Source organism: Aquitalea sp. ASV11 (assembly GCF_016429185.1).
GTDB classification, from domain to species: domain Bacteria; phylum Pseudomonadota; class Gammaproteobacteria; order Burkholderiales; family Chromobacteriaceae; genus Aquitalea; species Aquitalea pelogenes.
The window spans coordinates 29,009-43,021 of record NZ_JAELUD010000035.1; the positions used below are offsets into that span (position 1 = coordinate 29,009).

At 62.9% G+C, this 14,013-nt stretch carries 11 protein-coding genes; 5 read left to right on the plus strand and 6 right to left on the minus strand.

All coding sequences use genetic code 11. The features are described from left to right. Positions 1–179: 179 nt before the first annotated feature. The 6 genes from JHD62_RS12390 to JHD62_RS12415 form a co-directional block, all read right to left on the minus strand. Entirely contained in the window at positions 180–1,151 is a 972-nt protein-coding gene (locus tag JHD62_RS12390) for a dipeptidase (RefSeq protein ID WP_199103158.1), read from the minus strand. A gap of 41 nt (positions 1,152–1,192) precedes the next feature. After that, a complete protein-coding gene (locus JHD62_RS12395) occupies positions 1,193–2,482 on the minus strand; it encodes an MFS transporter (protein WP_131357922.1) in 1,290 nt (429 codons plus the stop codon). A 317-nt stretch (positions 2,483–2,799) separates the two neighbouring features. Then, positions 2,800–3,456, minus strand: coding sequence for a sarcosine oxidase subunit gamma (locus JHD62_RS12400; RefSeq protein ID WP_199103159.1), 657 nt, complete (start codon positions 3,454–3,456; stop codon positions 2,800–2,802). Between the two features lie 19 nt (positions 3,457–3,475). After that, positions 3,476–6,493, minus strand: a complete 3,018-nt coding sequence (locus tag JHD62_RS12405; protein ID WP_199103160.1) for a sarcosine oxidase subunit alpha family protein — start codon at positions 6,491–6,493, stop codon at positions 3,476–3,478. Next, positions 6,490–6,783, minus strand: a complete 294-nt coding sequence (locus JHD62_RS12410; protein ID WP_059285245.1) for a sarcosine oxidase subunit delta — start codon at positions 6,781–6,783, stop codon at positions 6,490–6,492. The genes JHD62_RS12405 and JHD62_RS12410 overlap by 4 nt, the downstream gene beginning before the upstream one ends. A 10-nt stretch (positions 6,784–6,793) precedes the next feature. Continuing rightward, complete coding sequence (locus JHD62_RS12415; protein ID WP_199103161.1) at positions 6,794–8,047, minus strand: sarcosine oxidase subunit beta family protein; 1,254 nt, start codon at positions 8,045–8,047, stop codon at positions 6,794–6,796. Between the two features lie 231 nt (positions 8,048–8,278). On the opposite strand from JHD62_RS12415, the gene purU reads away from it, so the two are divergent. From purU to JHD62_RS12440, 5 genes are all read left to right on the plus strand, one after another. Further along, the gene (purU, locus tag JHD62_RS12420; protein ID WP_199103162.1) at positions 8,279–9,145 is read left to right on the plus strand and encodes a formyltetrahydrofolate deformylase; all 867 of its coding nucleotides are present in this window, start codon (positions 8,279–8,281) and stop codon (positions 9,143–9,145) included. Positions 9,146–9,390: 245 nt separating this feature from the next. Continuing rightward, complete coding sequence (locus tag JHD62_RS12425; protein WP_199103163.1) at positions 9,391–9,822, plus strand: GFA family protein; 432 nt, start codon at positions 9,391–9,393, stop codon at positions 9,820–9,822. 930 nt (positions 9,823–10,752) lie between these two features. Continuing rightward, positions 10,753–11,457 carry a hypothetical protein gene (locus JHD62_RS12430; RefSeq protein WP_199103164.1) on the plus strand — a complete coding sequence of 235 codons (705 nt, stop codon included), beginning with the start codon at positions 10,753–10,755 and terminating at the stop codon, positions 11,455–11,457. A 179-nt stretch (positions 11,458–11,636) separates the two neighbouring features. Beyond that, positions 11,637–13,130 carry a betaine-aldehyde dehydrogenase gene (gene betB, locus JHD62_RS12435; RefSeq protein ID WP_233160897.1) on the plus strand — a complete coding sequence of 498 codons (1,494 nt, stop codon included), beginning with the start codon at positions 11,637–11,639 and terminating at the stop codon, positions 13,128–13,130. Positions 13,131–13,270: 140 nt separating this feature from the next. Further along, a partial coding sequence (locus JHD62_RS12440) for a GMC family oxidoreductase N-terminal domain-containing protein (protein ID WP_199103165.1) occupies positions 13,271–14,013 on the plus strand: 743 nt, incomplete at its 3' end.

Here is a 14,013-nt window from a genome sequence, read left to right on the forward strand (position 1 = left end):
ACAACACAGAGCGGGTGCGGCATCATGCAAGTGCCGTGTTGTCAGCCCGCTTCCGTTACAGCACCGCACCAGAGTCTGCCTAAGGCAGCCCGGCATTCTTGTTGTAAACGGCAGCCCGCTGGTGACGGGCACAGTGGCAAGCGAATAAAAAAGCGGGGTCTTGCGACCCCGCTCAAGGCTCAACTACCCCAGACGTCTGCAAATACACGGAGCCAGTTTTCACCCAGCACCTTGCGGATCTTCCCTTCGGACCAGCCGGCTTTTTCCATGGCAGCGGTCAGATTCGGCGTTTCTCCGATGGTGCGGATACCTTCCGGATTGAGGATGGTGCCAAAGTTGGTCAGGCGGCGATGACGGCCCTTGTCGTGGGTGATCCAGTCAAAAAAGCCCTTGTCATAGCCCTGGGTGAAGTCGGTGCCGTAGCCCACGCAGTCCTCACCCACCAGGTTGATGATGTAGTCCATGGCCTCGACATAGTCGTCCACCGTGGCCTCGATGCCGCGCTTGAGGAAGGGCGGGAACATGGTGACGCCGATGAAGCCGCCATGGTCGGCAATGAAGCGCAGCTCTTCATCGCTCTTGTTACGCGGGTGTTCTTTCAGGCCGGACGGCAGGCAGTGCGAGTAGCACACCGGTTTTTTGGATTCCAGAATGGCCTCGCGCGAGGTGTTGCCGCCCACATGGGACAGATCCACCATGATGCCCACGCGGTTCATCTCGTTGATCACTTCGCGGCCAAAACCGGACAGGCCGCCGTCGCGCTCGTAACAGCCGGTACCCACCAGGTTTTGCGTGTTGTAGCACAGCTGCACCACGCGCACGCCCATGTCGGCAAAGGCTTCGATATAACCCAGGTTGTCCTCGAAGGCGTGGGCGTTCTGGAAACCCAGGATGATGCCGGTCTTGCCCTCCGCCTTGGCACGGCGCACGTCCTCGGTGGTGCGTACCAGGGTGAGGATGTCGCTGTAATCGCGAATCTGCTTTTTCATCTCCGCGATATTGGCCACGGTGTCCTGAAAGCCTTCCCATACCGACACGGTACAGTTGGCCGCCGACAGGCCACCACGGCGCATGTCGTCGAATACCTCACGGCTCCATTTGGCAATGATCAGCCCGTCAATCACCAGCGCGTCCTGATGCAGCGTCGTCATACACGTACTCCCCAACAGAAAAAAGTGGAACAACAAGCGGCTCAGGACACCTCGGCCAGCCGCACATGAACGGTTTCCGGCAGGCGCAGGCCGCCTGCCAGGGCAAACAGCGCCACCAGCATCAGATAAACAGCCGGGGCCAGATGACTGCCGGACACATCAATCAGCCAGGTCGCCATCAAGGGGGCGGTGCCACCAAAGATGGTGTAGGCCAGGTTATAGCTGATCGCACCCGCGGTATAGCGGATGCGGGTGGGAAAGCTTTCCGACAGCAAGGGCGCGGTCACCACCCCGGACAGCACCGCGGGCAAGGCCTGCAACATGCCGCCCAGCACCGCCAGCCACAGCTGACCGCTTTGCGCCAGCCAGAACGAAGGAAAGATGGTGAGCACAATCAGCCCGCACACCGTGGCCATGCTGCGCCGCCGCCCTACCCGGTCGGAATAGCGCCCGGCCAGCGGGCACAGCAGCGCAGCAAACAGCAGGGACAGCACCGACACCAGCAGGGCATTGCCGCGGCTCATGCCCGCCACCTGCTGCAAGTAAGTGCTCAGGTAAGTGGTGAAGGTGTAAAACGACAGCGCCGTCACCGAGATGAAGGCCGACAGCCAGGCAATGGGGCGGCCGTGACTGGCAAAAGCCTGCCGCAGCGGCGCGTGCTCGGTTTGCTGGCGCTGCTCCAGTGCGCGGAAAGCCGGGGTTTCCGCCAGACGGTTACGCAGATACCAGCCCACCAGCCCCAGCGGTGCGGCAATCAGGAAAGGCAGCCGCCAGCCCCAGTCGGCCAGCGCTTGCGGGCTGAGCCACTGGTTGAGGGCAAACACCAGCACCGCCGCACAGGCAAAAGCTGAAAAAGTGGAAACCGGCAGAAAACTGCCATAGCGCGCCCGGTGATGGCTGGGCGCATGCTCCATCACATAGGCACAGGCCCCGGCATATTCGCCACCGGCAGAAAAACCCTGCACACAACGCGCCAGCGTCAGCAGCACGGGAGCGGCCAGACCGATGCTGGCGTAGTCCGGCAACAGGCCGATCAGCGTGGTGGCACCAGCCATCAGCAAGATGGTGATGGCCAGCGTGCGCTTGCGGCCGATACGGTCGCCCAGCATGCCGAACACCACGCCACCGAGCGGGCGGAAGGCAAAGGCCACCGCGAACACGGCAAAGGTTTTCAGCAGGCTGATATCGGCGCTGCTGCCCGGAAAGAAATGCTGGGCAATCACCGTAGCCAGGAAACCATAGACGGCAAAGTCGAACCATTCGACGAAATTGCCGACCGAGGCGGCCAGAATCACCTTGAACAACACTTGCTGCTCGGCGCGATCAGTCATGCCAGCTCCCGATCAAGCCGGATCGACATCGATATGATTTGAGGTACATGCTTCTCTCCTACGCAAGATGGCCGATCCTGTCCGCCATTGCATGCATGGTGCCGGAGACGCTGCGGCCACTGTTCAGCGCTGGCGACAGGTATTTGCCACATACCGACCAGCCGGTCGAAGCAGGACAAACACGGCCGCCGTACTGAACAGGCAAAGATGCCTGACGGGAACAGTAAGAAAGAAAGAAGAAGCAGAACGGCAAGGGGATGGGGTGCACGGCCGACAACAAAAACCGGCCCTGCCAATGGCAGGGCCGCGCTGTGGTTTCAGGCAAGGATCAGGCTGGGCCTGGGCGCAGCCAGCTGGGCAAACAGCGGGTGGTCACTACGTGCTTCCAGCTGGCATACGGCAAAGCCGTAGGGCTGGGCAGCGCGGCGCAAGAGACGCCACACATAGTCGGCAAAGCTGCGGCGGAACAGCACGAACACGCCGTCGGTATCCAGGCGGATCACCTGCACCGTCGCCTTGCCCAGCACGGTGCTCACCATATGGCCCAGCGGGATGGATTCGAAGTCGTACACCCCCAGATGACGCAGCACGGTGATGTGCTCGGCCCCGCCCAGCCAGGCCAGGGTGAGGCCGCCGCTGGAATCCACCGTCTGGGCAAACAGCTGTTGCGCGGCAAAACCGGCATCCAGCTGCGCAGTCCAGTCAGCCAGGCGCTGGCGATGGCTCACCAGCAGCCATTCGTCCGGCGAGGTCCACATCAGCACACCTTGCGGGCCCTGGCTGACTGCCCCGGCTTTCAGCGGCAGGGCGAGGCCGGTGACCCGCTCCACCAGCTGGGCAAAACCGGCTTCGGCGGTATCGCCGCGCAGCACGGCATAGCCCAGGTGCGGCAGTTCGTTACACCAGATGCGGCCATCGGCACGGCGCGGTAGCGCCTCGGCATCCAGCTTGAAGTGTTGGAGCGGCGACTCCATGAATGGTTGGAAACCTTGCTTAGGCATGTTGACGCACCCCTTCCTTGTCCACGAACACTGACGACACCACCTGCGCCGGCACACTCTTGCCATGCGCCCAGACGAACACCGTGTCGCCCTCACGCTTGCTGCCATCCTTCAACACGGCCATGGCAATGGAGCGGCCAAGGAAGGCACTGTGATAACTGGAGGTGACATGGCCCTGCATGGCAGCCGGCACCGTGTCATCGGTATTGCTGAGAATCTGCGCGCCTTCGGCCAGCACCACTTTCGGGTCCAGCGGCAGCAGGCCCACCAGCTGTTTGCGGCCTTCACCTGCGGTATGCGAGCGCAGCAGCGAACGCTTGCCGAGGAAGCTGAACGGCTTTTTCATGCCGACAGCCCAGCTCATGGCCAGATCGTTCGGGCTCATCGAGCCATCGGTATCCTGACCGACGATGATGAAGCCCTTCTCGGCCCGCAGTACGTGCATGGTTTCGGTGCCATAGGGGGTGATATCGAACTCGGCACCCGCCTTCATCACTTCTTCCCACATATAGCGGCCGTAGTTGGCATCCACATTGATTTCATAGGCCAGTTCACCGGAGAAGCTGATGCGGAACACCCGCGCCGGCAGCCCGGCCACGGTGCCGCTGCGGCCATCCATGAACTTGAAGGCGTCCTTGTCGAAGTCGATGTCGGTGCACAGCTTTTGCAGCACCTTGCGGCTGTTCGGCCCCACCACGGCCACGGTGGCCCAGTGGTCGGTAGTGGTGGTGAAGCGTACTTTCAACTCCGGCCATTCAGTCTGGTGCCAGCGTTCCAGCCAGCTATACACACGGGCAGCACCGCCGGTGGTGGTGGTCATGTGGAAGTGGTCGTCTGCCAGGCAGGCGGTCACACCGTCGTCCATCACCATGCCGTTTTCGTCCAGCATCAGGCCGTAGCGGCACTTGCCGGGGTCCAGCTTGCTCCAGGCATTGCTATAGATGCGGTTGAGGAATTCACGCGCATCCGGGCCCTTGACGTCGATCTTGCCCAGGGTGGAGGCATCCATCACACCCACGCTGTTACGGGTGGCCAGGCATTCGCGGTTGACCGCAGCGTGCAGGTCTTCACCCGGCTTGGGGAAGTACCAGGGGCGCAGCCACTGGCCCACCACTTCGTATTCGGCCTTGCGTGCATCATGGCTGGCATGCATGGCGGTGTAACGGCGCGGGTCGAAGGTTTCACCCACGTGCGGGCCGGCCAGCGCACCAAAAGTCACCGGGGTGTAGGACGGCCGGTAGGTGGTGGTGCCCACTTCGGCAATGGGTTTGCCCAGCGCCTCGGCGGCAATGGCAAAGCCGTTGATATTGGACAGCTTGCCCTGATCGGTACCAAAGCCCAGCGCGGTGTAGCGCTTGACGTGTTCGATGGAGCGGTAGTTTTCGCGCACTGCCGTGTGGATGTCGGCGGCGGCCACATCGTTCTGGTAGTCGACAAAGGCCTTGGCACCATGGCCTTCCGGCTTGCCGTCCGGCAGGCGGAAGATGGCACGCGGTGCGGCCACTTCTTCGCTGGCGACTGCCGGGGCCTTGCCGCTGCTGCCACGGCCATGGCCCAGCAACAGGGCAGCCACGGCGGCGTGGGTCTGGCTCAGCGCATCGGACAACTCCCAGCGGCCGGTGATGGCACCGACACAGGCAATGTTTTCGCGGCCTTCATCCGGGCAGACAAAGGACAGCTGCTGCTGATTCCACACCGGTCGGCCACCGTTGTGGCAGAACAGATGCACGGTGGAAGTCAGGCCGCCGGAGGACAGCACGGTGTCCACGCTCAGGCGCGGGCCGGAGCCGACCACCTGATTGCTGCGACCATCCAGCTTCACCAGCTGTGCGCCGCTGACGCTCTTGTCGCCCAGCACCTTGGCAATGCCATGGCCCAGCAGCAATTCGGCACCGGCATTCTTCAGTGCTTGCTGACGCCATGCGGCAGCCCCGCCCTGACGGGCATCGGCCAGGGTTACCTTGACGCCGGACAGCGCCAGGTCCAGCGCGGCTTCGTAAGCGGCATCGTTCTGGGTTTGCACCAGCACTTCGCGGCCCACCGCCACGCCGTAACGGTTGAGGTAGCTGTGACCGGCGGCGGCAGTCATTACGCCCGGCACGTCGTTGTAACCGAACACCAGCGGGCGTTCGATGGCACCGCTGGCCAGAATCACCTGATGAGCGCGAATCTTGTGCAGACGCTGGCGCGGCAGCGCGGCATTACGCTCGGTCAGCGGCAGGTGGTCTTGCAGCAGTTCCACCGCCTGTACCAGGTTGAGGTCGTGCAGGGCAAAGGCGGTAGTGCGCGGCAGCACGGTGACATTGGGCAGGCTGGCCAGTTCGGCCAGACGCTGGCCCACCCAGTCCATGCCGGACAGGCCGTCGATGCGGCTGCGGCGTTCGGTCAGCAGCCAGCCGCCCATTTCGGCCTGCTCGTCCACCAGCAGGGTTTTCAGACCGGCACGGCCGGCCAGCGTGGCAGCCCACAGGCCAGCGGCACCACCGCCCACTACCAGCACATCGATATGGTGATGCAAGTGGTCGTAGCTTTCCGGGTCGGCTTCGACCGGGGCGCGGCCATAACCGGCGGCCTTGCGGATGTATTTCTCGTAGATGGGCCAGGCTTTCACCGGCTCCATGAAGGTCTTGTAGTAGAAGCCCGGCGGCATGAAGCGGCCAAACTTGCCAAGGAGGCCCTTGAGGTCGAAGTCCAGCGAGGGGTAGCCGGTGGTGCTGCCGGCCAGCAGGCCCTGGTACAGCTCCACTTGCGTGGCCTTGAGGTCAGGCACGGTATGCGCGCCGGTTTCCAGCTGGATCAGCGCATTGGGTTCTTCGGCACCAAAGCCGACGATGCCGCGCGGACGGCCATACTTGAAGCTGCGGCCGATCAGGCGCACGCCGTTGGCCAGCAGGGCCGAGGCCAGGGTGTCGCCGGAGAAGGCCTTGTACTGCACATTGTCGAAGATGAAGCTCAGCGGCTTCTGGCGATTGATGCGCTCGCCCGGGCGATGGATGCGATAGCCGCTCATGCTTGTTCCTCCTCATACAATGCCTTGCCGTCGGCCAGCGTCCAGCTGCCGGCAATTTCATAGCTGACGGTGTGGCGCTTGACCGCAAACACCTTGCGACAGCCGGCCACGTGCTGCCATTGCTCCCAGTGCCAGCCACGCGGGTTCTTGCGGTGGAACACGTAGTCGCCCCAGGTGGCGTCGTCCACTTCTTCGGGCACTGCCGGGCGGGCGATATAGGCTTCACCGGCGTAGCTGAACTCTTCTTCTTCCCTTGCCTCTTGGCAGTACGGGCAGGTAATCACCAACATAAGCCTCTCCCTAGTGAGCCACGGCGGCTGCGCCGTGCTCGTCGATCAGATGTCCGGTGGCAAAACGGTCCAGCGAGAACGCGCGATTGAGCGGGTGCGGATCGTCATGGGCGATGGTGTGGGCAAACACATTGCCCGAGCCCGGCGTGGCCTTGAAGCCGCCGGTACCCCAGCCACAGTTGAAATACAGGCCCTTGATGCGGGTTTTGCTGATGATGGGGCAGGCGTCCGGCGAGACATCCACAATGCCGCCCCACTGGCGGTTCATCCGCACGCGGGAGAAGGACGGGAACATCTCGATGATGGCGGCGGCGGTGTGTTCGATCACATGCGGGCTGCCGCGCTGGCCGTAGCCCAGATAGCTGTCGATACCGGCACCGATCACCAGCTCGCCCTTGTCGGACTGGCTGACATAGCCGTGCACGGCGTTGGACATCACCACGGTGTCGATACAGGGCTTCATGGATTCGGACACGAAAGCCTGCAAGGGGTGGCTTTCCAGTGGCAGGCGCAGCCCGGCCATCCTGGCCAGTACCGAAGAATTACCCGCTGCCACACAGCCCACGCGGTCGGCCATGATGTCGCCGCGGCTGGTATTCACGCCCTTGATGCGGCCGCCTTCGATGATCAGGCCAGTCACTTCGCACTGCTCGATGATGTCCACGCCCAGTTCGGACGCGCCGCGGGCAAAGCCCCAGGCCACCGCATCGTGCCGCGCCACGCCGCCACGCGGCTGGAAGCTGGCCCCCATGATGGGGTAGCGGGTGCGGTTGCTGATGTCGATCAGCGGCACCATGTCCTTGATTTCCTGCGGGGTCATCACCACCGCGTCCACGCCGTTGAGCAGGTTGGCATTGGCGCGGCGTTCGATGTCGCGCATGTCCTGCAGGGTGTGGCCCACGTTCATCACGCCGCGCTGGCTGAACATCACGTTGAAGTTGAGGTCCTGCGACAGGCCTTCCCACAATTTCAGGCCGTGTTCGTACAAGTGCGCCGCTTCATCCCACAGATAATTGGAACGGATGATGGTGGTGTTGCGGGCCGTGTTGCCGCCGCCCAGATAGCCCTTCTCCAGCACGGCCACATTCTTGATGCCATGCTCCTTGGCCAGGTAGTACGCCGTGGCCAGGCCGTGGCCGCCACCGCCGACGATGATCACATCGTAGTTTTTCTTCGGCTGCGGGCTCTTCCAGGCCGGCTGCCAGCTTTCATGATGCTTGAGCCCGTTCTTGATCAGGCTCCACAGGGAGTATCGGTTTGCCATCTGCGGCTCCAGCGGGGTGGATGTATTCGGACAAGGCTCATTCTCCAGACCTGAGCCCCAAGCCGTTTGGCTGAAAAGGACAAGCACTTGCCCAGACACGACACTGCGTCACATGTCTGAAATGGACGCAAAGCGGACGCATTGAAGCCAGCCCGCACGGCAGCCAGGCCTTAGGGTTAGCGCACACAGGACAGGCAGCACGCCTGCCACACGACAAGGAAAGACCCGCTCATGAAAGCCACTGCACCGTCCTACATCCTCAGCTTCACCTGCCACAGTGCTTCCGGTCAGGTGGCCCGTTTCTCCGCCCTGCTGGAGTCCCAGGGCTGTTATATCGACGAACTGGCGGTGTTTGACGATGCCGTCAGCCAGCGCTTTTTCGTGCGTTGCGTGTTCCACCCGCAAACCGAGGTGTTCGACCCGGCACGGCTGAACCAGGGCATGCGCGACATGGGCAGCCACTACCAGGACCTGCGCTGGCAATTGCAGGACCGGCGCGAACAGGCGCGGGTGATGATCATGGTGTCCAAGCTGGACCACTGTCTGAATGACTTGCTGTACCGGCAGAAAATGGGCGATCTGGACATGACTGTCACCGCCGTGGTGTCCAACCACCGCGACCTGGCCCCGATTGCCGAAACCTACGGCCTGCCCTTCCACCACCTGCCGCTGGACCCGGCCAACAAGGCCGAGCAGGAAGCCGCGCTGTTGGCGCTGATCGAGGAAACCGGCTCCGAGCTGGTGATTCTGGCGCGCTACATGCAGGTGCTCACCAGCGCCACCTGTGCCCGCCTGTCCGGCCGCGCCATCAACATCCACCACTCCTTCCTGCCCGGCTTCAAGGGTGCCCGCCCCTATCTGCAAGCGCATGAGCGCGGGGTAAAACTGATTGGCGCCACCGCCCACTACATTACCGACGACCTGGACGAAGGCCCCATCATCGAACAGGTGGTGGACCGGGTGGACCACGCCTACACCCCGGAAGACCTGCAAGCCACCGGCCGCGACATGGAATGCCAGGCGCTGGCCCGCGCCGTGCGCTACCACCTGGAACGCCGGGTGTTCCTCAACGACAACCGCACGGTGGTGTTGCGCTAGTCAACTCGTCTACATGCACAGGCAGCAAGCGGTGCCAGCCTTGGCTGGAAGGCCGCTTGCCTTGCCCATATCCGACACACCCGGCCACACCCCAGCCCACGCGCATTGCCCGGTACTCTCCCTTCCGCACCACATTCACTTTGATAAGATGGCAAACGCCATGCCTGATGGCAGGCCAGCGCTGACACCGGCTTGCAGCACCGGCAGAGCACCATGATCAAACAGCATGTTGGGAGGAGCACACCATGCATGAACTGAGCGGGGCTTGCCATTGCGGCAACATCCACCTCCAGCTTGAATTAAGCCAGCCACTGGCCGATTACACGCCCCGGGCATGTGATTGCGATTTCTGTCGCAAGCATGGCGCGTCCTACCTGTCCGACCCGCATGGCAGTTTGCAAATAACGGTGAGCGATGCGGACGGCTTGGGAAAATACCGGCACGGCAGCCAGCTGGCCGACTTCCTGTTTTGCACCCATTGCGGGGTGTTGCTGGGCGTGTTGTATCAGGATGGCAGCCGTCTGTATGGCACGGTGAATTGTGCGGCACTACAGCCGGCAGAAGCGCTTGGTACATCCGTCTCCGTGTCGCCCAAGCGGCTGGAGAGCAGCGAAAAAATAGCCCGCTGGAGCACGCTGTGGTTTCCGGATGTCCGCATCACCACCCATCAACGCTGAATACAACGCAGGCCCTGTTTATCGGCTCGCGCTGACGGGACTGGTCTGCTCCGGAAAATGTCTTGCTCCAAAGCCAGAACAGTTGATTTTTGTTGTGTGCTGGGATGACCCGCATGACGGCGGAACGCCCCGAAGGGGCGATCCACCGTGAAACGCTACCGAATAAACCTACTTTCCCGACTGGAAAACCACCGCACCGATGCGTCCACTGGGCCCCGTCAAGCATGCCGACGGGTGGCCGGGGCGAGGTTTTAAGCGCCTGCCCTGTCTGAGCGATTTGACGTTAGCAAATCGCGAGTTCAGGCGCGCCTCGCTCCGGACGGGTCCTGTCGGGCAGCCGCAGGTCATGCTTGCTGGGGTGGTCTTGGAGGTGAAGGAGGGCTTGGCCAGACAAGCCCTCCTTCCCGTTTGCCGCGCGGAAGCGGCAATGCAAATCATCATCCGCGTGAGCGGATTTCTACAGTCCGAACAATTGATTTTTCGTTGTGTGCAGGGATGGTCCGCATGACGGCGGAACGTCCCGGTAAGGCTGGGGCTTCCGCCCTACGCGCTGGCGCCCATATCGTCGCCAAACAAACACGCATCCCGTCCGCCGCGCGGAAGCAGAAATCAAAACAAGCCCCCTACCTGCACCTCTTGCCAGTGTTTCCACTCCCCTCTAGTCTTGCTGTCCCCGATGGTGCTGATTAGCCTTGTCCCGTTGCGTGTTCACACGCAGCCAGGTTTGGCGACCTGTAGCTCTACGGGAAAGCCGTGTCAAAGCGGCTTTTTCTGCTTGCGTCTGCACCCTCTTCAATGGCAGGCCAGGCGGGGAGACCTATACGGTCTGCCGGTGTCGTGGAGCTTCCGGTTCGCCAACCCCGCTTTGGCCTGCCACCCGCGTTTTCTTGCGTGCGTGGCAGCCTTCATCCTGCAACGGAGGGCAGAACCATGACGCATCCCGACCCTAACATCCCCCAGGCCCCGCCCCTGACGCTGTACTACCAAGGCAAGCCCGTCCGGGTGCTGCTGCACCACGGCCACTGCTGCCTGCTGGCGGACGACATCCTCGCCCTCTCCCCACCCCGCTTGCGCCACCAGCTGCAACAGCAACTGACCGATTACCCCGGCTGCACCCTCACCCTGCCGCAACACGACAGCCCGCAAAGCGGCTGGCCAGCACCAGCCCTGCAACGCGCACTTCAACAAAGCAAACGCCCCGCCGCCCGCCAACTGCAACACTGGCTGCAACAACAGGTGCTGCCCGCCCTGCAGCAACTGCCACCCGATGCCCCGCGCTGGGAACAGGCGCTGGCCATGGCGGCCGAGGCCGGACAACAAATCAGCCATGCGGTGCTGCAAGCCGTGCTGGAACACGGCAGCGACTGGCAGCACAGCCATTGGCTGCTGACCCTCAACTACACCGTCAGCCACCCGCGCCGCCATGCCCATGGCCGTCTGGTGGCACTCAACAGCAGCGCCACGTCATTGCAGGCACTGGCGCAACATATTGCCGGGCCGGACGGCAGTGCCAGCCGCAATGGCGAGCTGCTCCGCCTCGCGGCGGCTTGCCATCAACAATTGGCCAAGCGCACGGAGAAACAGGCGTGGCGGGCAGAGGCGGCGGAACAGCCTCGCGCCAAGCCGGCTGCCTGACGTCCCTGACAGCCGTACTCAACACGGGCAGGCTGCGCGCATTGACCGCGCTCGCCCTATCCATCCATCATCAAAGCACCCGAGTACCGGCGATGGCATGTCGCCACAATTGGCCCCCATGTCGGCTTTTGACACGCAAGGCATCTGCCGTCGTGGCTCAATGAGCGGCATCACGGGCAATGCCCCACCCAGAATACAAGGAAGACAACGTGCAAGATGGCATCCTGAAAAGCTATATCGGCGGTCGCTATATCGATAATCCGGCCCTGCCGCTGGCCGACAACTTCAACCCGGCCAATGGCGAACTGCTGTGCAAGGTGCAGCAGGCTGGCGCGGCCGAGGCCGAACTGGCGGTCAAGAGCGCCGAGGCCGGTTTTGCGGTGTGGAGCGAGATGACCGGTGCCGAGCGTGGCCGCATCATGAACAAGGCGGTGGGCATTCTGCGTGCGCGCAACCGCGAGCTGGCCGAGCTGGAAGTGCGCGACAACGGCAAGCCGATTCAGGAAGCCGAGGTGGTGGATGTGCTGTCCGGCGCCGACTGCATCGAATACTTTGCCGGCATGGCCGCCGGCATTCACGGCGAACATTTCCCGCTGAAAGGCGCGTTTGCCTATACCCGGCGCGAGCCCTTGGGCGTGTGCCTGGGCATTGGCGCTTGGAACTACCCCATCCAGATTGCCTGCTGGAAATCCGCCCCGGCGCTGGCCTGTGGCAATGCGATGATTTACAAGCCATCGGGCATGACGCCGATGAGCGCGGCCCTGCTGGCGGAAATCTACAGCGAAGCAGGCGTACCGGATGGCGTGTTCAACGTGATTCAGGGCAGCTCTGCCGTGGCGCGCCAGTTGATTGCCGACGAACGCGTGGCCAAGGTGTCGATTACCGGCTCGGTGGATACCGGCAAGGCCATCATGAAAGACGCGGCAGGCACGCTCAAGCGCGTCACCATGGAGCTGGGCGGCAAGTCGCCGCTGATCATCTTTGACGATGCCGACATCGAACAGGCGGTGTCCGCCGCCATGCTGGCCAACTTCTACACCCAGGGCGAAATCTGCACCAACGGCACCCGCGTGTTCGTGGCGCGCAGCATTCACGCCGCCTTCATGCAGCGCCTGAAAGAACGCACTGCGCTGCTGAAAATTGGCGATCCGATGCACCCGGACACCCAGGTGGGCGCGCAGGTTTCACCCAGCCATGCGCAAAGCGTGCTCAAGTACATCGACATCGGCCAGAGCGAAGGCGCGGTACTGGCGGCCGGTGGCCAGCGCGTGATCGTGCCCGGTTGCGAAGCAGGCTGGTTCATCGCCCCGACGATTTTCGACCAGTGCCGTGACGACATGCGCATTGTCAGCGAGGAAATCTTTGGCCCGGTGATGTCGGTACTGGTGTTCGATGACGAGGCGGAAGTCATCCAGCGCGCCAATGCCACCCGGCTGGGGCTGGCGGCGGGGGTGTTCACCCGCGACCTGGCGCGCGCCCACCGCGTGGTGGCCAAGCTGCAAGCCGGGGTGTGCTGGATCAACAACTACAACATCACGCCGATTGAAATGCCATTTGGCGGTTATAAGGAATCCGGCCTCGGCTATGAAAACAGCCTCACCGCCATCGACTGCTACACCCAGCGCAAGAGCGTGTATGTGGAACTGACCGGCGTGGCCAGTCCTTACGCCTGAGCGCTGCCAGCAGAACGCCTGTTGCGGCCGCTGCGCGCTTGTCAGCCGCGCCAGGCGGCTCACCCTGTCATCCACACGATAAAGGCAGACCTCACGGCCTGCCCTTGTCTTGTCTGAACCATCCGTAGCAAGGAGCACCCATGTCGCAACAGTTCGATTACATCATCGTCGGGGCCGGTTCTGCCGGTTGTGTGCTGGCTGCCCGCCTCACCGAAGATGCCGATGTCAGCGTGCTGCTGCTGGAAGCCGGCGGGCCGGACTGGCGGCTGGACTGGCGCACCCAGATGCCGGCGGCGCTGGCCTACCCGCTGCAAGGCACCACCTATAACTGGGCCTACACCACGCTGCCGGAGCCGCACATGGGCAACCGCATCATGACCCAGGGCCGGGGCATGGGGCTGGGTGGTTCGTCCCTGATCAACGGCATGGTGTACATCCGTGGCAATGCGCTGGATTTTGACGGCTGGGCGGAAAACAAAGGGCTGGAAAACTGGAGCTATCTGGACTGTCTGCCCTATTTCCGCAAGGCGGAAAGCTACGACAAGGGTGCCAATGACTTTCACGGTGCCGCTGGCCCGCTGCATGTCACCACGCCACGGCCGGACAACAACCCGTTGTATCAGGCCTTTATTGCAGCAGGCGAGCAGGCCGGTTACCCGCGCACCGACGACCTCAACGGCTACCGCCAGGAAGGCTTCGGGCCGATGGACCGCACCACCACGCCATCCGGCCGCCGCTGCAGTACCTCGCTGGCCTATCTGGACCAAGCCCGCACCCGCGCCAACCTGACGGTGAAAACCCGCGCACTGGCCGACCAGATCCGCTTTGCCGGTAACCGTGCGGTGGGCGTGAGCTATCTGCAAGGCGGCAGCCTGCATCAGGC